Raw genomic sequence first — 23,263 nt, 5'->3', positions numbered from 1 at the left:
GCGCCACACACTACCTTCTGTACTTAAAAAGTTATTTTTTGGTGCGCATTGCGCACCAAAAAATAATCCTTTCAGCTAGATCTAAAACACACCCTATTATCCGCTAGGAAATAATTTGTGGAGAAGCCGCTTGAGCTTGCTAATGTCCACGATTACATCGCCGCTCTTCTGGCCAGAATCTGCTCCTGGTGCTGGCTCGCAGTAAAAGCACGCATAAGGGAAACCCAACGAACTGGTCATTTGATAAAAGCTTTCGGTAAACCAGAGATTGTAAAAATCAATAATGGTTGGCCGCTTCGGAGAAAAGATCATGTTCATTAACCCTGAGCCATGAGAACCCATGATTGCTTCGGCCTGGGCAAATAAACGCACTTCATCCGCAAAGCTCAGGGCTTCTGGTACATAGCTGACAAACCCGTAGGTGGAAGCGAGCTCCATCACCTCCGCTTCATTCACAATACGGCGACCGACAGCTTCTCCGCGTGAGATAAAGACACGGGGAGAGAGGGCAGGAGTCTTATCAGTGGCTGGCGGTAAATTTTTAATCAAGCGATTGCGGAGCCATTCAAAGGCACCGGGTTCGGACCAGTGCTGCTGACGGCGAAACGAGGGCATGATCAGCTTCTTCACCTTCAGTCGTGGCCCGTCCCAACTCTGATAGCGCTCCGGACCGTAGCCGAGTAGTTGAAGTGAATCCCGCTGCCAGGACTTGAGATTAGCGTGAACCAGAATAGGGACCTGCTGTCCCGTAATCTGCTCGTAGTACTCCAACCCCTCCAGCCGCGAGAGACACTCCATAAACCAGTGGGCATAGGTATGGCGACCCCAGGCATGGATCAGAGAGCAGGCAATATCCATCTCAGGAGCCTTCAAGCGGGTGGTTTCCCGCTCCACCAACATATGCAGCGGCAATGCCTCAAAGTACAGCGAGCCATTGTAACTGTCGGACATGACCGACTCCATGTAGATTTCTCGGTTGGAGCCGACACAAATTCCCAGCTTGCTCACCAGATGAACATCGCGCAACTCAGCCACAAAGGGCGCCTCCAGCTTGACAGATTGATACGCCATCTCGTCGACCAGTGGAGGTTTGTCCTCCTCTAACGTGATCGGAAGCGTTGTCTCAAACTTGTGGGGTTGCCCAAAGGTATGAACCTGGTAGGTGTCTGGATTATTCGCCATATCAGCGCGAGAGACAACCTTCAATAAGCCCATTTTCCAGAGCCACCCCAAAATTGTGTGACGTCCAGACTGCCGGAGTAAGAGAAGCTGATTCCGTAGAACTGCAGAGAATTTCATTGATTAGGTGCAGGGGAGTTGAGAGGGGAAGGTGGTGTTAGAGGGCTTCAATTCCTATCTGGCAATTTGTTCATTCGGGAGGTTTTGCAGAATTCGTCATAGCACATGGATTGTTTTTGCAGTAATGGGGATGAATTGAGTGTAATGAAGCTCTAGGAGGCTTGGCGGACAGACCCAGACGGTACAGTTTTCTTGGCGGAAATAGTATGAATCTTGCGATAGGCAATGTACTTGTAACCAAACAGGGCCGTTACGACTCCCAATCCAAAGGCTATTTTTCGTAAATCTTGAACAAAAAAGGCGCGGCCCATTAAGAAGTGGAAAGGCATGAAGACCATTCCCTGTACAACCCGTCCCGTTCCCTTGACCAAACGCACCAACCAGGTTTTTCCAGAGAGTAGTTCTAGATCGCTAAGGGTGATGGAATTGCCCACACGAAACGAACTGTGCATAAGCCATTGTATAGTCATGCGGCTAGGTGGAATGGGTTCGTACACAATGGCCTCATTGCAGCGAACAATCTTATTACCTGCTACTTGAAGCCGACAAAACATGTTGTAGTCTTCACTACCTGTCAGTGCAAATCGTTCATCAAAGACGGGGTTTAATGCACGCAGGCGATCGGCTTTGACCATCGCATTATTTGTCGCTGCCGTATTCAATACGGCACCTGTTGACTGCGATGGACGCTCAAAAAACTTTCCTTTGATAATCCAATCTGGCGTATCTGGGCTGAACTTGGGTTCAACAAACCCACTGACGACTTCCGCTTGATAGGTATGATGTGCTGCTAATAACTCATCGAGCCACGTGGGAGCGGGAATTTCGTCGTCATCGATAAAGGCGACAAAATCGGCTTCTGGGGGCACCATACTGACACCACGATTTCGTGCATAGGAAATACCCCGCCGAGGTTCAATGCCCCCAACCAAATTCCAGCGGAAGTTGGGTCCAACTTCCTCACACACCTTCAGGCCCTGACCCGAATCGTCATTTTCAACCACAATGACATCGACCTGAGGAGGCGTGTTTTTTTCAAACGTTAGCTGATTAAGACCGTTGAGCAAGCGCCGTAGTTCAACAGGTCGTTGGCAGGTAGCTACGCAGATAGCAATCCGCATGAATTCGTTCCTCAATAGTACAGAAACCACAACTGGAGTAGATGAATCGTTGATGTCAGCTCACGAGCTGCCATGTTCTAAAACGCATGGGTAGATACTCCAGTTCCTGCTGTACACGGATGCAAGCAGGAGGGCATTACCGACTCAAGGCTCTCACCTTTTTCAAAATGGCATCCACAAACTTAGGCCGCGATTGACCCGCAACCAACCAGGCGATCGCCGGTCTCGCCAGAAAATTTGGCATAATCCCTACCCACAAAAACCAGGCACTTAAGACCACTTTGCGTTTCTGGGGCAGGCGCGATCGCTGCCAAAGTGACATAACTCCACGCCAGGCTAAAGCCAGCCGTGAATCTTCAGGAAAAGGATGTTGGTCGGGTTCCAATACACGGGAGGCGATGCGATTGGTGAGATGGACATAGTCGCGCATCCCTGGCTCGGCGATCGGCTCATGGCCCGACTGAACCGATACTTGATCGATGTACTGGTAGCGCAACTTGTCATGCAACAAGTTCTTCCGCAGTTTGTTAACCCAATCACCCGATTGTGAAGCCCACAGATTGCTATCGTGAACCCGCCGCGCGCCCAATGAAATATCAAGGGATGTGACCTGACCAAAGAAAGGAACAGTCGCCACCAGATAACCATCGGCTGAAATGCGAAAGTCCATTTCAGGAATTGGCATCACTTTTTGCAGCGCGGCCCGGCTGAAGCAGGTGCCACTGGTGACTGAGGTACGATACCGCCCCTGGTTTAAGAGCAATTTCCAAACATCACCGCTATCGAAGGGAATTTCCATGACTGGATAGAACTCGATGAACGTTCCCTTCGCATCCACAATGCTGAGGCGGTATTGGCACTGGGCCGTGTCCGGTTGCCAATTTGCCACAACCTGTTCGACGGTGGTGGGATAGAAGTAATCATCTGCATCTAAAAAGAAGATGATGTCTCCCTTACTGGCTTGAAAACCAGCATTTAAGGCTGAACCCTGACCCCCATTCTGTTTGAGAACAGAGATAATGCGATCGCCATAACTTTTGATCACATCAATGGAATTATCAGAGGATTCATCATCGACAACAATGACTTCAACATGAGGATAGTTTTGGCTGAGCGCACTATTAATGGCTTCACCAATAAACTGACCATAGTTGTAATTGTTAATCACAATACTGACCAGTGGCTCACCCATAAAGATACCCCTAGCGTAATTGCATACGTTGACATTGACAGCGCACAACCGACAGCATCATAACCTCACAAAATTAATGAACCCTATACACAAAGTATTAATCATTAGCCGTGTGAAGCCGTTTTTGTCGGCGATTGTAGTAGAACACAGCGCCCCAGATGATGACCATGAGCAAGCCATCTGAAATTAGGGTGGCCCAGGATGCTCCTTTCCAGGAAAATGCCGGAATCAGCCAGAAATTTAGCAGTGTATTTAAAATGGCAATCCCCACCTGAAGAGCGCTTCTGATTCCCTGGAAGCCCGCTCCGGTTAAAGCATCTGCGCCAAATAAACTGATGGACTTGAAGAACAGTAGGGGCGCAAGCCAACGAATGGCACCAACCGCATCCTTATACTCATCCCCTAAAACGTAAGGGACGACGGGGGCAAAAAGGATCAGGGCGATCGATCCAACCGCACCATACCCTCCCGCAAAGGGAATCAGCCGTTTGGCAAACGCATAACTGCCACTAATTCCCTTTTCGCCATGTCTGAAGAAACGGGCGTAGGCTGCCGAGGTAATGGATTGCACCGGTACACGAGCAACGGTGATAATCCGATAGGCCGCCGCATAAATACCCGTTGCATTGAGGGTACTCAAACTGGCCAGCATGGTTTTGTCAATGTCGTTATAGACCGTTTGGGAGGCCAGCCCAATACCAAAGTAAATTCCATCTTTGATACCAGCAGGAATCAAACGGGCATTGGGTCGAGCCGGCCCAATTTGCCGATGAACCGCCCAGACACATTGGATCGCGGCGATCGCCGTACTCACCATATACAGCAACGACCAGGCCATCACCGACGGATTTGGAACCAGGGTCACGAACGCGATAGCGGCTACTAAATTCTTTGTGCTCAAAATGATGCTAATTCGAGCATTTTGAGCCAGCCGATCAACTGATAGAAATGCTTTAGCAGAAGCATCGATCAATTGCAGACAGATCAAGTCTGAAACGCAAAGGATCAAGATCACCAATGGGGAAATAGAAGCAGGCAGGATGAAATGACCGACGACCAAGGCAAGGAGCATCAACAGCCCCCCACAAATGAAGGTCATGACTACGGTGTTGCCCCAGTAGGTTCCAAAGAGGGAGCGATTGCGGGCAACATGCATGACCATGACATTCTCAGCACCGCAGCTGGAAAAGGGTGTGAAGATGCTGACCAGTGCTAATACCCCTGAAAACGCCCCGAATTGTTCTGCCCCAAGGGCACGGGCAATAATGACAAAATAGGCTGCCTGAATAAATATCCGGATACCTCTTGCCAATAGCATCCAGAGGGTGCCCTGCACCATCGGTTTTTTGGACAGAGCTTTGAAGCGATCGACCAAGCTTTGGAGTTGCATTGTTCAAGCAAGTGAAGGGGACATAGGAACGGTTCAGCGCCTCCAAAATGAACGGTTGCCATTGAACGTGAAAATTATTGCTGCAACAGCTCACGCGAAATTAAAGAACCTTAAGGGTTACGCGCTAAAAGCGGTGGTTCGGGAAGCGAGTCCTCTGTCGGGGTGCGATCGGGTAAGGAAATGGGAACCCGAGCGGCTATGTAGACAGAAATAAAAATCACCCAGGAAAGGGAATTTCGCCCCAGGATTGAACTCTCCGTTAAGTTGTAGAGCAGCAGGAAGAACGGCACCAACACACAGTAGAAGTTCTCAAAGGTGGAGGTTCGCTGTAATCGAACCAGGCCAAGGATGAGGGTTGTAAAGAGGGTATACAGAAATAGCAATGAGCCAACCACCCCCAACGCCAGGGTCAGATCCAGATAGCCGTTATGACAGTGGGGAGCCCTCCAGCCATAGTTCATCCAAATTTCTCCTCCCCCACTATTCCAACCATTCCAAAACGCCTCGTAGCCATAGCCAAAGAACGGACGGCGCTCAGCCATTCCAACGCATAAAGGCCATAGATCCGTACGTCCGGTTAGGGTTGCATCTTTACCAAAAAAGGACAGGATGGATTCGAGGTTGCTCGTGATCAGAGAATAGGACACACCACCGACTAGCAGGATGGCGATCAGGGCCAGGAGACGAATTTCAAATCGCCATCGCGTAACCCGGAGCACATTAAATGCTGTAACGATGTAAAACAGGTTCAAGAGTGCCGATGTTGACTTCGACATCAGGATCAAAAAGGTACAGAGCCCCAGGAGACCCCAAAAAATAATTCGGTTGCTCCGCTTCTCGGCTGACAGAGGAAGAAACCCCAGAACCGCGAATACCAGTGCTCGTCCAAAGTTATTTTTGTGAACGAAGATCCCTCGCCATGCCCCTGTATGGACACCTGCCATAACGCCGTACTTGGGAAGAGCGACAATAAAAATCAGGCTGAGCAGGACGATGATACCGAAGGTAATACTAATAATTCGGATCAGTTGTTGCAGGGTAAAACGAGTTCCCAGATAAACCCCAAACAGGGTCGTGCCAATCAGGGCAATCGAACGGGTTAGGGTGATTGAGGGAAAGTCTGACCAGAAATAAGACAAAACGGCCAGACCTGTTAGAGCCAGCAGGACCCGTCCTTTGTACAGGCCGTAGAGCGATCGCCGCCAGCGGTAGAGAACCAGCAGGCCAAAGACTACATACGTCACCATACACAGAAGGCGAACGAGGGCAAAATCTGGTTCACCAGCACCAACTTGATTCTCCCCTTCGCTCGCGCCACCCGTCAAAATGACCTGCAAAGGTCCACCACTGTAGAGGATCAGTGCTGCGATGGTGAATGCGTACTCGAAAAATTCAAATACTTGTCGTTTAGTCATGATGGTTGCCACGAAGTGAGGGCGATCGCCACTCGTTAGGCCGAGAGCCGCACGGTAGATGCGGCCCTCGTCGGACTAAGCTAAACCTGAACAGTCGGAGCAGCTTTTGCAGGTTCCAGCAAAGGCTTACCGTCAAAGTAGTCCGGAATGGGAGCACCCATCAGATTGAGAATGGTCGCTGGTAGATCAACGGGAGCCCCATCAGCAACGACGGTACCCGCTTCAATTCCTGGCCCCTGAATCATCATGAAACCACGAGCGCGGTGACCACCGGGGCGATTGAGTGCGATAGGACCAATCCGACCATAGTCGGGGCTATCCACAACATCTGTGGGAATTTCGTGCCAGCACACCACCAGGTCCGGATCGGGCAGTTTTGGATCCATATCCAGGGGATTGATGCGGGTACGAACCACTTCGCGTACCAGGGGTTTGCCTGTGCGACCGTCTGTCAGGCGGAGGAGCATTTCTTCCAGTTCCTGGCAAACCTGATCGTACTCTTCAGGCTCCACAATTCCATCTTGCTCACGCCCTTTCAGGTTGATCCGAATATGACCATCCGCAAAGGCTGGCATAGCAAAGGCCTTCATCTTAGGCCACAGGGGCTTGTACCAGAAAGCAGGCATCCAACCCAGCTCAACGCGATCGCGCAACAGAGGATAGGGAGACAGCAACCCGAACTTACCCTCCTCCAGGAATTGCTTGGGCAACCAGTTGTTTAAGACCCGCTTAATAGGATTGGGTTCGTGGATCTTGCGCCAGATTTCTCCAGCCCAAGAACCACGAATCGGCTTGGCAATGGGAGGAATTGGAGTTGTGCCTACTTTGCCCGGAGCCAAAGCGACCTGACCGGGGAAGTTATAGCGGTACAGCAGTTCTGCCAGGAAGAACATGCTCATCTGATCCGTCAGATTGGCCCCCATGCCATGAACAGAAAAGATCATGACGTAGGCATCTTGGGGAGCAGATTTGAGCACTTCACCCAAGGCCTGATCGACCCGCTGGTACGCCTGCAACATGAGGTCAGGCTGAGTCCCATTCTGGGTCAGGCGGCCGTGCAACAGGTGATCGGGTTGGCTGCGATCGTACAGGTCATGACCTGCGGTGTGGGTTTCACCCAATCCAGTCACAAAGAGATCCCAACGCTCTTGCTCTAACAACTCCCGGAGGATTTGAGTACGGGTGGTGAGGCTGTCGGCGATCGCCTGCTGCACCCAAGCCTTGTACTTATCACTCCACCAGTTACCACTGTCCCGACGCAAAACAGGATTCGTGCCGTACTTCTCGACAATACTGGGTAGCAGATTGGCCGGCTCGGAAACACTGGGAACAAAGGGAAAGTGACCGCCCCACCCCAGAACCTGAAGGCCATTTACCTGGTCAGCGAGCCCTGAAACGGGAACGTCAAAGGCCGCAACTCGGTATTTGTCGCCCAAAGAGTAAAATGGTTTGTATTCCTGGTAATCATAGCCGCCATGGTAGGCGTCACAACCGACACTGTAGGTTTTGGGGTCGTAGGTGATAGTATCCCAGAAGCCAGTTTTCTCAGGCAAACACCCGGTTGAGAACTGGACCCAGAGCGGCTCTGTTGAAGAAAATTCGACCTGGGGCGTTGTTTTGTAATTTACGTAGCCATGAATGTGAGCATAAGCACCACTCTGCCGGATACGAGCCAGAGTTTTCAGATGCCCCTGCTCCATCCACGGCTCTAGAAACTCTGGGTCTGCGGCATCAAGGCCAATTGCAATGACTGGGTGCTTCACTTTGCCCTCCCTGTAAATAAGCAAACAAATCTCGATTGCAGACTTCGGTCAGGAGTTTTGGATCGCTGTCATTCTCGGACAAATGCTTTCGATTCGTTTTGAAAAACAAAGATTCCGATAAACAGGCAGCTTCACGAAAAATTCATCTTAAAAGCCATCCAAAATACACGTAACCTTGCCAGCATCATGCTGCTTAGATGCTGGCTAATCCCGTTAATAAGCAATAACCTCATCACAGGATTCGCCTTCCATCTATCTATCGGGAATCTATAGCTGCTTTTCAGATGAAAATACCGAAGCAATAGAAACTACAGAAGATTCATCACAGATTATTACGGAGGAAACCGAGCATCTATGTATTTTTTTAGTAAGAAGGCAGATGTATATTTGAAGTTTCAGTAAAGAAGTGCCGCGCTACAGTACATTCAACAAAAGTACATCGCCCTCCAGATAGAAGACGCCTACTCGCTTGGGTAGATGTAGACGGCATTTTAGGGATTTAGGATGGTTACACTTCAGGTGCAAAAATTACGTTTAGGGGTTCAGTGTATATACGGTTATTTTTTGTGTCTGCCTCAACCTAGTTACCCTATAGGCAGAGCAAAATGAAGGAGGGATGTGTCTTATAGCGGGTTGAAAGAGTTGATTTTATATACCCTGTGCAACAAGTAATTGATGCCTACGTAAACCTTCTATGGTTCCTTCTATGGTTCGTACCTAGCCACTGGCTTTAATCACCTAACAAGTAGCAGAGGATGCTGAGCCCTAATAAATGCCTTTTTCAATAAGCTTATCTTGGCACTAATCAATCATAAGGCTTGAATTCACCACTGCTTCATTAAGCGTATTCACTCGCGTCGTATTATTCACTGGCTAAAATATCACAGAAACAAAGGTTTTAATTATTAACTCCAGCATTCTTTCACAGGCCAATCAGCAATTGTGACAAACGTTTGAATTCAGTATCCAGAGAACTTATCAACTCACGGTTCATGTTTTTACAACCGCGTAATTGAACTGTCCATCAGGCATTTGAAAAGATAGAGATATGACTGTCAGAACTAGAACTTATTGCTAAACCTACCAAAGAAAAAGAAGTGTGGTACAAGATGATTGTGATGAATTTTGGTATATTGGACACAGTTTTTGAGGCAGGGTGAATTTACGTTCTGTCCTCTCGATACTTTTACTCGTCTGCTGGTAGTCCTCTCAATAGTTCCAGTTAGCGTATAGCTTTTCAAAACCCAGGCCAATTTCAAACAGCCTCTAATGTCCCATAGAAGGTTTTTATGTTTGAAGCGAAATCACTGTTTTCCGACTTTCCGTAAGCACCTTTCGCTCAACAACGTTCGTTGCATCCGCCATCAAACGCCAGCTTCTATCGAGCTAAAGCGTTACTCTGCGTCAGTTTTGTACACACCGTAAAAGTTTTTAAGGGCAACGTATTGTGTTGTCCTTATAAGTCCCTTGACTTGAACCAAGATTGTTTACCCGTACAAGTTTCTAGGAGCCAACGACATGTATAGAAATCAGTATTTCATGGTTGCTGGGTTGTCATCTCCAGATAGGGAGTTCGCAGGAATGGCTCCTATCTCCCTTATGGATTTCAGTATCTATCAAGGTCCTCACTTAAACCTATCTTTTACAAAGCATGAGTCAGTAGAGATCCTCCTGCTGGGATATGTCATTGATCCTCTAAACCCCGAACGGAGCGATCAAGAGGTCATAGAAAATCTTGCGAGAACTTGTAAAACTCAGAACAGCTTCTTTGAAGGAATTCAAATTTTATCGGGACGGTTTGTTCTAGTTTATAGAAACGAGTCATCCTTTATTGCCCTGGGGGATGCATGCAGCTTCAAGCAAATGTACTTCGGTCAACTGGATGATTTCTTCGTCATGACTTCATCTGAAGCCATGTTCTTGAATTATTTTGATCTTTCATTGCAAATGTCTTCCTTGAAGCAGCAGCATGTGGCTGATCCAAACTATAAAAAGCATGAACAGGCCTGGTTTGGGGATAAAGGCTTTGATGACCGTTTGTTTAAGGTTCTGCCCAATCATTACCTGGATCTAAAGGCGAAAGAAGTTAAGCGAATACCCTACTTCTCTCCCAAAGGAAACCTGAGCGAAGACGACATTATCAATTTTGCTTCCAGTGTTTTGAAAGGTACTTTTGCTGCCCTAATAAACAGAGGGTTGACATTGAAGCTAGCTTTAACAGCAGGTTTGGATAGTCGAGTTTTGCTAGCAGCATCTAAAGACTTTAAAGATAAGATTGAGTATTTCAGATTTAATCATAAGGTTGACGCTCCAGACACGATCATCCCGAGCCGTCTTGCCCAAACATTGGGACTCAACTATGAAGGCCTTACACCAAAATCTCTGAACGATACGTTCCTAGCTGAATACAAACAGGAGCATATCATTCCGCCCATCCTAACGAAAACGACTCATATTCAGCATTACTACTACCATTGGCAAGACAGAAACTACATCAGCATTAACGGAGGAGCGAATGCAGTTGCCAAAACCTGTTTTGGCATTATGAAAGGGAAAGTATCATTAGACATGCTAGTTTGCTTTAGCAACTACGCAACAGATAATGAATTCGTCCGATCAGAACTGAAAGCATGGTTGGAAGACGCCGCTGATTATTCAGAATCTTCTGGGGTTCCTCTGCTCGATCTGTTCTATTGGGAGCAACGATTGGGCAACTGGGGAGCAGACCAGCCTTTCCAGAAGGATATTGCCATAGAAGAGATATGCCCCTGCAATAACAGAAGTTTGATCGCCCACCTCCTACTGATCAATCCTTCAAAGAGATTGACACCGAACTATGAATTCTTTCGAAAACTAATTCAAAGTATGTGGCCTGAGGTTCTAACAGAGCCTATTAACCCTGGGAAAAAGTGGCCCGGAGAAAAGAGATTTAAATCGATTTTAAAGAGGAACAGCGCGCTAAACTTTGCTGCCAAGACAGCGATTTACAAAACAAAGAAAGTGTTTCAATCCTAGTTGAACAACTAGCTTTGTCTAGTTTGATGTGGGGATACTCATACTCCCCACATCAAAACATCGGCATGTTTTCATGACTCTAACGATATCCTTAAAGGTTGGGAGAATACACGTGATTCCGGACTTGTTGGAATAGAAATGGTTTGAGGGGGCGATCGCTCACCCAAAAATCCCTAAACCATGTCTCAAATTATTTCTAACCCCTACTTACAGATGGTTTAGACTTATTTCAGTCTTCATTTATCCATACATTCTCTCTCCGTGATGTATAGACGGATACGAGCTAAATAAGCTTTTCAAGTTCCTTAAAGTGCTAGTGGCAACCGAACCAAGGGAAATTAGGCACACAATATTTAACATTCTCCAAGATTTCAATCGGCGCCTGAGCCAGACATAAAAGGGATGGCAACAAACAAACAAAGAGGGAGCGTGGAAGTTTTCCTCTCTGCCTTGTTTTAAGCCCCTTTTACGCCAAAGAAACCTTCAGAACGAATTTTTCTACGTTTGGGAAATTAGATAAATTAGTGTTCTAATCGGGTCATTGCACGCCGACTATAGGAGTTGTTTATCGACTTAGCATGGTAATTTAATCTTCGCTAGCCCCCCAAGGCAGATTTTGTATCCTAGGACACAAAAAGAGGTCTTACGCCGCTCTAGTATCTGTGCTGATTCGACAATGCATAGAATTTCCTCCGCCTTTTCGTTGCGTTCCCTTCCCTGATTCTTAGGAGAACAAAATTTAATGTCCATGCAGTTTAATCGGCGTAAGTTCCTGGTCTATGGTTCCGCTGCTCTCGGAACCAGTATGTTGTTGAAGGCGTGTGCAAGTTCTTCCTCAGACACAGCCGAGTCGCCTGCGGCTTCGCCTGCTGCGGGCGCTTCGCCTGCGGCTGCCAGTGGTGACACGATTAAGGTCGGGATTCTTCACTCCCTAAGCGGCACGATGGCCATCAGTGAAACCACTGTCGTTGAAGCTGAGCAACTCGCTATCAAAGAAATCAACGCCGCAGGTGGGGTGCTGGGCAAGCAGATCGAGGCTGTGATTGAAGATGGTGCCTCTGACTGGCCCACCTTCGCAGAAAAAGCAACCAAGCTGATCGATCAGGACAAGGTCGTAACAGTTTTCGGCTGCTGGACTTCGGCCAGCCGGAAAGCTGTATTACCCGTGTTTGAGTCTAAGAACCACATGCTCTGGTACCCCGTGCAGTACGAGGGTCAAGAGTGTTCTAAGAACATCTTCTACACGGGAGCTGCCCCCAACCAGCAAATCGAGCCTGCCGTTGACTGGCTGCTCGAAAACAAAGGGAAAGAGTTCTTCCTGGTGGGTTCTGACTACGTGTTCCCCCGTACCGCGAACACGATTATCAAAGAACAGCTCAAAGCGAAGGGTGGCGCAACTGTTGGTGAAGACTACCTGCCCCTGGGTAGCACCGAAGTTACTCCCATCATCACCAAAATCAAGCAGGCTCTACCCAACGGTGGCGTGATCTTCAACAGCTTGAACGGGGACAGCAACGTGGCCTTCTTCAAGCAGATGCAGGGCGCAGGCCTCACCCCCGACAAGTATCCCACCATGTCGGTGAGTATTGCGGAAGAAGAAGTGCGTCAGATTGGCAAAGAGTTCCTCATCGGCCACTATGCCGCATGGAACTACTTCCAGACTGTTGAAAGCCCTGAAAACACCAAGTGGGTTGCCGACTTCAAGAAAGAGTACGGCGAAGACCGCGTAACCAACGACCCCATGGAAGCGGCCTACATCATGGTTTATCTGTGGAAGCAGGCTGTTGAGAAGGCAGGCACCACTGACCTGGAAGCGGTACGTGCTGCGGCTATCGGCCAGGAGTTCGCCGCTCCCGAAGGGCCGGTGAAGATGACCGCTGCTCACCACATCACCAAGACAGTGCGAATTGGTGAGGTGCGTGACGACGGTCTGTTTAATATTGTTTACTCCACCGATGGCCCCGTTGATCCGCTGCCCTGGAACCAGTATGTACCGGAAACCAAGGGCTTCGCTTGCGACTGGACCGATCCCGCGAAGGGCGGTAAGTTCAAAGGCTAAATTGAACGTCTGATTCAGGGCGGCGGTGCTTGGGCTGCCGCCCTCTTTTTATACCTGTAGCCACTCTTGGATAGGGCAGAGGGAAAGGGTGGATACGGTGCAGATGAATCCTTCTGCCCTAGCTCAGAGTGGCAATAGCCAGAATTCATAGGGAGAAAGCCAGTGTGGCAAGGGTTGTTTGATGGCCTGTTTAATGGCATCAGTATCGGTGCCGTTTTGTTAATCGCGGCACTAGGGCTGGCGATCGTTTTTGGTTTGATGGGTGTGATCAACCTGGCCCACGGCGAGTTGATGATGTTGGGCGCATACACCACCTATGTGGTGCAAAACGTGTTCAAGCCGCTGGGCGAACCATTCTTTAGTCTTTATATTTTTGCCGCGGTGATCGCCGCATTCATTGTCGCAGCGCTGGCGGGGTTAGCCCTGGAACGAGGGGTTATTCGATACCTCTATGGGCGACCCTTGGAAACCCTACTGGCGACCTGGGGCGTGAGCTTGATTCTGCGGCAGTTTGTCCGGAGTGTTAGCACCTCAATGGCGGTCAGTCTAACGTTGTTTTGTGTGCTGTTCTTTGGTGCCATGTGGGTTTTGAGCAAGCGCCTGGATTGGGAGCAGGTACAGAGAAAAGTAATTTCAATTCTGCTGCCCTTGTCCTTGGCGATCGCCTTCATCACCGGCTCCCTTCTCAACACCCAAGCCAAGCTTGCCAAGCCCTGGTTTAGCGCCCGTAACGTAGACGTCACTCCTCCCGCCTGGCTGCGCGGCGGTGTTCCCGTAGGAACGATGCAACTTCCCTACACCCGCCTATTTATCATTGCCCTGACGCTTCTGTGTCTCTTCGCTATCTACTGGTTCCTGCAAAAATCGGCCTGGGGTCTACGGATTCGCTCCGTCACCCAAAATCGCAATATGAGCGCCTGTCTCGGGATTCCCACCCAAAAAGTGGATGCCCTCACCTTTGCCCTGGGCTCTGGCCTGGCAGGTGTAGCAGGTTGCGCGGTCAGTCTGCTCGGTTCGGTTGGCCCTAACCTTGGCGCGAACTATATCGTAGACGCCTTCATGGTTGTGGTTGTTGGTGGGGTCGGCAAAATTGTCGGTAGTGTTGTAGCCGCTCTGGTAATTGGAACTCTCAACTATCTAGTTGGTTCAGGCACCATCACCCTACTGGTGGGCAGTGCCCAAGCTCCAGTCCTACAACCGCTGGTGGACTTCTTCACCTTCTTTGCCACTACCAGCATGGCCAAAGTGATGGTCTTCATTCTCATTATTGCCTTCCTTCAGGTACGCCCCGCCGGGCTATTCCCACCGAAAGGCCGTGCTGCCGAAATCTAATCCACGACCCATTACCGATTCCCCATTACCGATTACCTCTTCAGGACATAGGCATGGCAGTAGATACATTAGGCGGGCTTCAACGAGCCCGGCGATCGCCCAGTAAAGCGGTTCTTCTTGAAATCGGCATCGTGGTGGTGGTGGCACTGGTGCTGGCCTTTATCGTGCCGCTGCTGCTGTCCGATTTCCGACTCAACTTGCTGGGTCGCTTCATGGCCCTGGCGATCGTCGCTCTGGGCATTGATTTGATTTGGGGCTACACCGGGCTCCTGAGTTTGGGGCACGGCATTTTCTTTGCGTTGGGGGGGTATGCGATCGCCATGCATACCCAACTCCAACTTCCCAACGGGCAGCTTCCCGAGTTTTTTGGGTTGTACGGTGTGACGGCACTGCCAGCATTCTGGAAACCCTTCTATTCGTTCCCGTTTACGGTGGTGGCGATTGTCGTGGTTCCGATGATTGTCGCTGCGCTGTTTGGGTATTTAGTATTCCGTAACCGCATTCGAGGGGTTTACTTCTCTATCCTGACCCAGGCCGCTCTGGTGGTGTTCTTCAACTTCTTCAATGGTCAGCAGAAGTTGATCAACGGAACCAACGGTCTTAAAACAGCCACCGACAAGCTGTTTGGTATTCAGGTCAGCGAGATGCAGTCTGGCTTTTATGTGACCACGATTGTTTTACTAGCGCTAATCTACGGCTTCTGTCGCTGGCTCACCAGTGGTCGCTTTGGACGGATGCTGGTAGCAATTCGCGATGATGAGAACCGGGTACGGTTCTCGGGTTATGACCCGACCAGCTTTAAGGTACTGGTGTTTGCAATTTCGGGGGCGATCGCTGGGGTTGCTGGTGCCCTCTACACTGTCCAGTCGGGGATTGTATCACCCCAATATATGGACATTGCCTTCTCGATTGAAATGGTGATTTGGGTCGCAGTGGGCGGACGAGCCAGTCTAGTTGGGGCCATCCTTGGGGCGGTTGCCGTGAATTATGCCCGAGCTTTGTTGAGTGAGCAGTTCCCTGGAGTCTGGTCATTTTTCCAGGGGGCCCTGTTCCTGATTGTGGTGATGGTGCTGCCCAACGGTGTGGTGGGTTGGCTACGGGGTGAGGGATTGGATTTATTGCGGCGCATGTTCCGTAAACCGAAATATGCCAGCACCTACCCGTCCGTTGACCTGAATGAATCCATCCAAAAAGAGCGCAAGAGCATCGAAAAGTAACCCCTTGCAGAGCGAGCTATGACGGCTAAAATCCTTGAAATTGACAACGTAACCGTCAGCTTTGACGGGTTCAAAGCGCTGAATAACCTCAACTTCAGTATGGAGCCGGGGGAGCTACGGGTAATCATCGGCCCTAACGGCGCAGGCAAGACCACGTTCCTGGATGTAATCACCGGGAAGGTACGGCCTACCATCGGGCAAGCTCGGTTTAAAGGCCGCGATCTCACCAGCCTGAAAGAACACGAAATTTCGCGTCTTGGAATTGGCCGCAAATTCCAGACGCCTCGGGTTTACCTCAACCTCACTCCCCGCGAGAACCTGGAGATTTCTGGAAATCGCAACAAGACGGTGTTCAACACCCTGTTCAAAAAACAACCCAGCTCTGAGCGTAAAACCATTATCGAACTGCTCGAAACCATTGGTTTGACGGCTCAAGCCGATACTCCAGCGGGGCTGCTCTCCCATGGACAGAAACAATGGTTAGAAATTGGCATGCTGGTGGCTCAGGCTCCCGATCTACTGCTGGTGGATGAACCCGTAGCCGGTCTGACGGATGAAGAAACGGAGCGTACCGGTGAACTGCTGACCGCTCTGGCAGAAAGCCACTCCATTATTGTGATCGAACACGATATGGAATTTGTGCGTCAGATTGCCCGCAAGGTAACAGTGCTACACGAAGGCAGTGTGCTGTTTGAGGGCAGCATGAGCCAAGTGCAAACCGATCCACGGGTGATTGAGGTGTATCTGGGTTCTGCTCCCTCTATCTCAGCAGAGCAGATGACGCTGTTGCGGATCGCTGCTTCTATGGCCTGGAGCGATGGCACCCTGGAGCGTGAAGAGAAGGCTCTCATGCTGGAGCGTTTGAGTCAGCAGTTTGCGAGCGATCGCGAAGAACAGGCCCACCTTCGGGAGGAATTGGAAACCTATTTGGGCAAAGATATTGCTTTAGAAGATCTGGTGCCCCTTCTAAAAACCGACGAGGAGCGAGAACTAGCCCTGAAGCTGAGCTATGAAGTGATTTGCGCTAACCAAATCAATCCCAGGGAATCAGCAGAGTACCAGCGGCTTCTCCAGCTTTTGCAATTACCATCAGACGTCGTGAACCGGGCAGAACAAATTATTAGTGCGGGGTTAGCCAGATGACACAAACTATGACCCAAGCCCCCGTCGACAACAAGGCATCGGATGCCATGTTGCAAGTCTCCGGGCTCAACTTCTACTACGGTGAAAGTCATATCTTGCGGGATGTGGATATGACCGTGCCGCGAGGACAGATGGTCTGTCTGATTGGGCGTAACGGAGTGGGCAAAACCACATTACTGAAGAACATCATCGGTCTGCTCAAACCTCGTACGGGTAACATTACCTTCGATGGTCATGGGGTGACCCAGTTGTCTCCCGATCGCCGTGCCCGTCGCGGCATTGGCTATGTACCGCAGGGCCGCGAAGTTATCCCCCGGCTAACGGTGAAGGAAAACTTGTTACTGGGGTTGGAAGCGAATCCCAAGGGTCGTCCCAAAAATATCGATCAGGCGATTCCGGAGGAGATTTACGAGCTGTTCCCCGTACTGAAAACGATGTTGTCTCGCATGGGTGGTGACCTGAGCGGTGGACAGCAGCAGCAGTTGGCGATCGCCCGCGCCCTCATGGGTAAGCCTCAACTCCTCGTCCTGGATGAGCCCACAGAAGGAATCCAACCCTCCATCATTCTGGACATCGAAGCGGCCGTGAAGAAAATCATCAAAACCACCGGAATTTCGGTGCTGTTGGTGGAACAACACCTGCACTTCGTGCGGCAGGCCGATCGCTACTACGCGATGCAAAAAGGCGGTATCGTTGCCTCTGGCCCCACCCACGAATTAAGCAACGAAGTGATTCAACAATTCCTGGCCGTTTGATGAAGTGTCTTTAAGGTAAAGCGGGCGGTGTTGAACACCGCCCGCTTTACCTTAAAGCTCATCATGCTTCTCGGGTGATTGATGGGTGGGAATTTGAATGATGAATTCGGTGCCTTCGCCGGGTATGGAGAAGCATTCCAGGCTGCCACCGTGTTTTTCGGCGATCACCTGGTAGCTGATGGACATGCCCATGCCAGTGCCTTTGCCGATCGGCTTAGTTGTGAAGAAGGGATCGAAGATGCGTTGCATCACGCCTTTAGACATGCCGGAGCCGTTGTCCGCGATCGCAATCTGCACCCATCCTGGTTTAATTGTCGACGTACGGATCCGAATCTGGTTTGGATGCGCCTGTAGCTCTTGATAGCTGCGGCTGTGATTCTTGTCCTCCAGGGCATCAATGGCATTGGAAATAATATTCATAAATACCTGATTCAGTTGCCCGGCGTAGCATTCCACCAGAGGCAATTCCCCGTATTCTTTGATGAGTTCGATTTCGGGGCGTTCTGGTCGCGTCTTGAGTCGATGCTGTAGAATCAGCACCGTGCTATCCAACCCTTCGTGGATATCTACAGCTTTAATCTCAGATTCATCCATGCGTGAGAAGTTACGAAGCGACAGCACAATTTGACGAATCCGTTCTGTACCAATCTTCATCGAACTCAGGATTTTCGGAAGATCCTGCTGCAAAAATTCCAGGTCGTCAGTTTCGATAGCCTCTTCAATTTCAGGTACTCGCTGGGGATAGTGCTGCTGATACAAATGCAGGATGTTTAGAAGACTTTGACTATATTCCTGAACATGATTCAGATTGCCATAAATGAAATTAACGGGGTTATTAATTTCATGGGCAACACCAGCCACGAGCTGGCCCAGACTCGACATCTTCTCGCTCTGCACCATCTGAGCCTGGGTTCGTTGCAAGTCCTTTAATGTGTTCTTCAGTTCAAGCGTCCGCTCATCAACCCGATCTTCTAACTCCGCATTACTCTTCTCAAGGGCAGTAAAAGATTCGCGGAGTTGGCGAGCCATATTGTTGAAGGAGTGCGCCAGGCTGTTGAGTTCCTGAATGTTTCCCGTCCTGACCGTCTGTTCCAGATTACCCGATGCCATCGCCTCGCTTGCTCGGTTAAGCCGCAATAACGATTGCACAATCCAACGGGAGGTTAAAAGGCCGAGGATAGTCGCGATCGCCAATGCCCCAACACAGAGCACCACCGTTGTCCGAGTGTTCGCGTTGATCTGGGACATAAAAGTACTTTCGGGTACACCCATGACCAGTACCCAGTCCAAACCATTGGGTTCCTTCCAGGGCATGATCTGGACGTAGTAAGACTCTCCCTGCACATTGATACGGAGCTCTTCTTCCCCAGTAATGCCCTGAAGATTAGAGAAGTGTTGCTGAATTTGTTGAGTGGTCTCCCGGACTACAGGGTCAGAACTGGCAATACCCTTTAACCGCTGAACCTGATCATTCACCACCGTGTAAGGTGGGGCTTCTCCAGAACTCGCAATGAGCGTTCCATCCCGTTCCAAAATAAACACTTGGCCGGAGCGGCTAACCTCTAGATCCCGTAGAAACTCACTCAGCCTTGCCAGGGATACATCAATGCTAACCATCCCCAACAATTCGTTGTCGCTATTGTAAATCGGGCGGCCGGCAGACGTCGCGATATAAACCTGATTGGGGTAATTGACGGTGAAGATGGGTGACCAAATGGGTTTACCAGCTTTGATAGGTTCGGTGTACCAGGGTTGCTCAAAGTTATTCCAGCTCAGGGTTTCCAAGACCTTTGTGCGGTTTCCCTGGGCATCCAGCGCGTAGCTTTTCCAGTTGTTGGGTGGCTTTGCGCTCCAGTCATCCATCGTAATGGTCTTACCATCATAGCGAGCGGCTCCTACCCCCTCACCCGTCATCAGCCCAATGCCAATGTAGCTGACATCATAAATTTTCATTTGATGCCAGAAGTACTTGCCCACGGTTTGGCGATCGCGCACATCCAGTACACCCGTCTGAACCGCTTCCGCATTCACATTGCTCAGAGTTTGCGGAATGGTCATATACGAATCCAGGTGTTGATCCACCAGGCTGCCTGTACGATCCATCATCTGGACAGCCAATTCGTTCACGGCCCGCTGCCCATTCTTAAACGACAGGTATCCAACCAAGCTTACAGCCCCAAACACCTCTAGCACGAAGGGAATGCTGAGAATCAGCTGCAATGGAAATGTACGGGTACGAATGGACTTCATCATCTCCGGAGGCCTATGTCGAAGAAATACCCTGGGAACACAAGGGCTTCCCATAGATTGCCCGTAGAATCCCCGGTTCTACCAATTGCTTAGGTTTCGACCATGGGGATGAGATGTGGTGGAAGGGGCACGGAGAGCCCTCTTTCACCACACCTCACCCATACACCTAGACCATGACCTACCCATTCAAATATGACGACGAGATAGCAGAGTTGGCTCTGGAAAGAATCGCTATACTGTAGGCTTTCATTGGTTTGCACGTGAGGATCAGGGCATTATGGGCACCTGGATGAAGGAAACGGATAAAGCCATTTACCTGATGGAGGGGAATGGATATATTGCCTCTGTGATTAAACAGTCTTCTCAAACCAACGGGAAGGAAAAGGTGGCAGATATTACTCCCCTTAAAGCCTGGTTTGCCCGTCAGGATAGACCGGGAGGAATGACGGTTTCCGTCGGTACTAGAACCCTTGAGCCTGGGCCCGTACGCCCTGATGATGGACTAACCGTTGAACACAACAGCCAGCTTAAGGTGGTCAACGATACCTATCTCAAGCTGAGCCCCAAAAATTCCAGCGAGCTGTCCAATCAAGAAAAAGTTTTTGTTAAAGCCGACACGATTTTTAATGTCCGTTCTTATCAGGATGCCGGCAATTATCATGGGCGAATTGAACTGTCAGCACCCATCGCAGGTAGTGGAGCAACTACATCCTGGTATGTCTTTACACCGCATATTCGGTTAATGACGGACGCCGTTCTAACCGTTACTCACGATACCTACTTCAAGCTAGAACCCAAGCTTTCGTCGGCGTTGTCTACTTCTGCAAAAGCGCTAGTCAAGCAGGGTACTCCTTTTCATCTAGAATCCTTCTCTCCAGCCGCAAACGATCATACTCAAATTGAATTAGCAGATGTCACTTTAGGGCCAAACAACGGCACCCTCTGGTACGTCTACAATCTGCATTTCAAGGCTGAAGCCGATGGTAGTAGCTCTGGCGGGGCTGGTCATCGTGGCATGCAAATTCGCATCGTCAGTGATACCTATTTCACTCTCAGCCCTACTCCCCCCAATGAACTGCCAAATCAGCAGAAAGTTTTAGTCCGGCAAGGGACGGTGTTGAGCATTCAGTATTACACCGATGTGGGCAGTAAGCGTTGGCGAGTTGAACTCGTAGAGCCTACTCTAGGAGATGGTAAAACCACATCCTGGTATGTTGATACCCAAACGACCCGGCTGGTTTCCGACATCACTCTGACGGTTACCCAGGATACGAGCTTTAAGCTGGAACCCAAACAGGCATCGGACTTAGCCGATACATCCAAAATTCTGGTTCGGCAAAACACCCAGTTTCAATTGGTGACTCACTTACCTGCTGCGAACGATCACACCCAGGTTGAACTTGCCAATACCGGCCTTGGCTCACAGCAGGGAACGAGCTGGTACGTCTATAATCCACATCTTGCCATTGAGGGGCAACGGCAACTCCTGCGGGTCGTTAGTGACACGATGTTTAAGAGCAGCACGGCGAACTCCAGTGACTTGCCAGAAGATGCCAAAGTCTTTATTCCGCGCAACACCGTTTTCGAACTGAGTTCTTACCATCAACCCAAGCGAAATCACGTTAGGGTTACGCTGAAAGGCGCATCTCTTGGCTCCCAGAAGCGCAATACCTGGTATTGTTATGCCCCTGATATCTACATTGTGGGTACGGAAATTGGGAACCATCCGACGGACAGCAATAATGCCGGACGGCCTGTAAATTCGAGCGATCGCGGCATCCCTCTCCAGTTTCCCGGCTTCACGGGCACCTATTATGCCAACGATCCGATTCTGCGGGTAACCCAGTATGGGGAACCCGGGTACTTCACCTGGAGCGATGCGTTGCATGTCGATCCCACAACTGGGAATTACCGTCGTCCTGCTAGTGCCGATGTGATCTACGGTATTCAGCGGCTTGCCAAGGTGATGGAAGATATTCGCAAACGGTATGGCGATCGCCCCATCAAAATCAACTCCTGGTATCGCGATCCGGCCACTAATGCGGCGGTGGGTGGAGCGTCCCACTCTCGCCATATGATGGGCGATGCGCTGGACTTTGTGATTCCGGGAGTGCATCCCTACACGGTTTACGCGGACCTGGATACCTGGTGGGGCAGCAAAGGTGGGTTGGCGAGTGCCAGCACCTTTACTCACATCGATGTCCGAGGGTACCGCGCCCGCTGGGATTACGATTACTGGTATTTCAGCAAAACCCAGGAGAATTGGGGCACCTGGATTAAGGAAACCGACATTGCTATGTACCTGATGCGGAGCGGTGCCTGGATTTCTCGCATTATGAAATCCCCTTCCCCGGCCAATCCAGCGGAAAAGGTATTGGACGTTAACGTCATGAAGGATTGGTTTGCCATGCCCAATGCTCCCGCACGCATGACCATTTCCATTGGTACAGGTGCCCCGGAGCCGGAACAATGGATTGAACCACCCACAGGCCACACAGGGGAAATCAATGCAGCCGGTATTCAACTGATTAAGCACTTTGAAGGGCTCCGCACTACGGCTTATCAAGACTCGGTTGGAGTTTGGACGATTGGTTATGGGCATACCTCAATGGCCGGTCCTCCACGGGTTGCTCAGGGCATGACCATCACGGAGGCAGAAGCAGAAACGATTTTGAAACAGGATCTCGATGTATTTGAGCAAGGGGTTGCCAATGCTCTGACGATTACCACGAATGAGAATCAGTTTTCGGCGATGGTGTCCTTCTCGTTCAATGTCGGCTTGGGGGCTTTTCGTGGCTCAACCCTGCTGCGGAAGCACAACGCCGGAGACGTTGCCGGAGCAGCAGAGGAGTTTTTGCGGTGGGTGTATGCGGATGGTAAGATTCTGCCGGGTTTAGAGCGACGCCGTAAGGCAGAACGGGCTTTCTATCTGAACCAGGACTATCTTCAATTTATGCGAGGAGCAACAACCGCGAGTATGGGAACATCTGAGAGTACGGAAACGAACGCGAGTACGGGAACGAACGCGAGTACGGGAACGAATTATTCTCGTGTGGCGGCGGTGACGGCGGGAGTGGCGGCGATCGCAGGCTTGGCTTTCGGTGCCTACAACCTTTTCACGGCTCCTCCAAAAATCGAAGAACCTCCAGCTCAGGAAACCCCCAAAGATTTGACGGAGCCCGTTGGTTATCTGAATATGTTTGGCGATCGCCCCTGGGGTTAGGTGTTATAACAAGTAAAGTTCAATGCTTATGATAAAAAGTGGCGCGGCGCAAAGCGCCGCGCCACTTTTTATCATAAGCATTGAACGCG

Annotated in this window: 14 protein-coding genes; 7 read left to right on the top strand and 7 right to left on the bottom strand. The window is 50.1% G+C overall.

Annotation, left to right across the window (positions count from 1 at the left end):
• Window positions 1-96: 96 nt before the first annotated feature.
• The 6 genes from H6F91_RS09225 to H6F91_RS09200 form a co-directional block, all read right to left on the bottom strand.
• Window positions 97-1,299 carry a glycosyltransferase family 61 protein gene (locus tag H6F91_RS09225; RefSeq protein WP_190775009.1) on the bottom strand — a complete coding sequence of 401 codons (1,203 nt, stop codon included), beginning with the start codon at window positions 1,297-1,299 and terminating at the stop codon, window positions 97-99.
• Between the two features lie 152 nt (window positions 1,300-1,451).
• A complete protein-coding gene (locus H6F91_RS09220; RefSeq protein ID WP_190775008.1) occupies window positions 1,452-2,420 on the bottom strand; it encodes a glycosyltransferase in 969 nt (322 codons plus the stop codon).
• Window positions 2,421-2,556: 136 nt separating this feature from the next.
• Window positions 2,557-3,612, bottom strand: a complete 1,056-nt coding sequence (locus tag H6F91_RS09215; protein WP_190775007.1) for a glycosyltransferase — start codon at window positions 3,610-3,612, stop codon at window positions 2,557-2,559.
• A 97-nt stretch (window positions 3,613-3,709) separates the two neighbouring features.
• Window positions 3,710-5,002 (bottom strand): flippase, encoded by a 1,293-nt coding sequence (locus tag H6F91_RS09210; protein ID WP_190775006.1) that lies wholly within the window; start codon window positions 5,000-5,002, stop codon window positions 3,710-3,712.
• Between the two features lie 110 nt (window positions 5,003-5,112).
• Complete coding sequence (locus tag H6F91_RS09205) at window positions 5,113-6,417, bottom strand: O-antigen ligase (protein WP_190775005.1); 1,305 nt, start codon at window positions 6,415-6,417, stop codon at window positions 5,113-5,115.
• 80 nt (window positions 6,418-6,497) lie between these two features.
• Window positions 6,498-8,180, bottom strand: a complete 1,683-nt coding sequence (locus H6F91_RS09200) for an alkaline phosphatase family protein (protein WP_190775004.1) — start codon at window positions 8,178-8,180, stop codon at window positions 6,498-6,500.
• A gap of 1,518 nt (window positions 8,181-9,698) precedes the next feature.
• Between H6F91_RS09200 and H6F91_RS09195 the strand changes: the two genes are divergently transcribed.
• The 6 genes from H6F91_RS09195 (at window position 9,699) to urtE (ending at window position 17,701) form a co-directional block, all read left to right on the top strand.
• Window positions 9,699-11,195 carry a hypothetical protein gene (locus H6F91_RS09195; protein WP_190789299.1) on the top strand — a complete coding sequence of 499 codons (1,497 nt, stop codon included), beginning with the start codon at window positions 9,699-9,701 and terminating at the stop codon, window positions 11,193-11,195.
• A gap of 742 nt (window positions 11,196-11,937) precedes the next feature.
• Complete coding sequence (gene urtA / locus H6F91_RS09190; RefSeq protein WP_190775002.1) at window positions 11,938-13,254, top strand: urea ABC transporter substrate-binding protein; 1,317 nt, start codon at window positions 11,938-11,940, stop codon at window positions 13,252-13,254.
• A 162-nt stretch (window positions 13,255-13,416) separates the two neighbouring features.
• Window positions 13,417-14,586, top strand: a complete 1,170-nt coding sequence (locus tag H6F91_RS09185) for a branched-chain amino acid ABC transporter permease (RefSeq protein ID WP_190775001.1) — start codon at window positions 13,417-13,419, stop codon at window positions 14,584-14,586.
• A 53-nt stretch (window positions 14,587-14,639) separates the two neighbouring features.
• On the top strand, window positions 14,640-15,803 hold the full coding sequence (gene urtC, locus H6F91_RS09180; protein WP_190775000.1) for an urea ABC transporter permease subunit UrtC: 1,164 nt from the start codon (window positions 14,640-14,642) through the stop codon (window positions 15,801-15,803).
• A gap of 18 nt (window positions 15,804-15,821) precedes the next feature.
• Window positions 15,822-16,946 (top strand): urea ABC transporter ATP-binding protein UrtD, encoded by a 1,125-nt coding sequence (gene urtD / locus H6F91_RS09175; RefSeq protein WP_190774999.1) that lies wholly within the window; start codon window positions 15,822-15,824, stop codon window positions 16,944-16,946.
• A 47-nt stretch (window positions 16,947-16,993) separates the two neighbouring features.
• A complete protein-coding gene (urtE, locus tag H6F91_RS09170; protein ID WP_190775019.1) occupies window positions 16,994-17,701 on the top strand; it encodes an urea ABC transporter ATP-binding subunit UrtE in 708 nt (235 codons plus the stop codon).
• Window positions 17,702-17,752: 51 nt separating this feature from the next.
• On the opposite strand, the gene H6F91_RS27880 is transcribed toward urtE, so the two are convergent.
• Window positions 17,753-19,951 (bottom strand): ATP-binding protein, encoded by a 2,199-nt coding sequence (locus tag H6F91_RS27880; protein WP_190775018.1) that lies wholly within the window; start codon window positions 19,949-19,951, stop codon window positions 17,753-17,755.
• Window positions 19,952-20,228: 277 nt separating this feature from the next.
• Here H6F91_RS27880 and H6F91_RS27875 point away from each other — a divergent pair, with 277 nt between their 5' ends.
• Window positions 20,229-23,174, top strand: coding sequence for a glycoside hydrolase family protein (locus H6F91_RS27875; protein ID WP_242035701.1), 2,946 nt, complete (start codon window positions 20,229-20,231; stop codon window positions 23,172-23,174).
• Window positions 23,175-23,263: the final 89 nt, after the last annotated feature.

The organism is Leptolyngbya sp. FACHB-8, assembly GCF_014695575.1.
Classification (GTDB): Bacteria; Cyanobacteriota; Cyanobacteriia; order Elainellales; family Elainellaceae; genus Vacuolonema.
Note: the sequence above shows the minus strand (reverse complement) of the source record. Positions and strands in the feature narration are given on the sequence as shown.

Bases quoted from the DNA above. Each gene is read 5' to 3' on its own strand.
- H6F91_RS27875 (WP_242035701.1), top strand. From the start codon at position 20,229: ATGGGCACCTGGATGAAGGAAACGGATAAAGCCATTTACCTGATGGAG.
- H6F91_RS09210 (WP_190775006.1), bottom strand. From the start codon at position 5,002: ATGCAACTCCAAAGCTTGGTCGATCGCTTCAAAGCTCTGTCCAAAAAA.
- H6F91_RS09225 (WP_190775009.1), bottom strand. From the start codon at position 1,299: ATGAAATTCTCTGCAGTTCTACGGAATCAGCTTCTCTTACTCCGGCAG.
- H6F91_RS09220 (WP_190775008.1), bottom strand. From the start codon at position 2,420: ATGCGGATTGCTATCTGCGTAGCTACCTGCCAACGACCTGTTGAACTA.
- urtC (WP_190775000.1), top strand. From the start codon at position 14,640: ATGGCAGTAGATACATTAGGCGGGCTTCAACGAGCCCGGCGATCGCCC.
- H6F91_RS09195 (WP_190789299.1), top strand. From the start codon at position 9,699: ATGTATAGAAATCAGTATTTCATGGTTGCTGGGTTGTCATCTCCAGAT.
- urtE (WP_190775019.1), top strand. From the start codon at position 16,994: ATGTTGCAAGTCTCCGGGCTCAACTTCTACTACGGTGAAAGTCATATC.
- urtD (WP_190774999.1), top strand. From the start codon at position 15,822: ATGACGGCTAAAATCCTTGAAATTGACAACGTAACCGTCAGCTTTGAC.
- H6F91_RS27880 (WP_190775018.1), bottom strand. From the start codon at position 19,951: ATGAAGTCCATTCGTACCCGTACATTTCCATTGCAGCTGATTCTCAGC.
- urtA (WP_190775002.1), top strand. From the start codon at position 11,938: ATGTCCATGCAGTTTAATCGGCGTAAGTTCCTGGTCTATGGTTCCGCT.
- H6F91_RS09205 (WP_190775005.1), bottom strand. From the start codon at position 6,417: ATGACTAAACGACAAGTATTTGAATTTTTCGAGTACGCATTCACCATC.
- H6F91_RS09215 (WP_190775007.1), bottom strand. From the start codon at position 3,612: ATGGGTGAGCCACTGGTCAGTATTGTGATTAACAATTACAACTATGGT.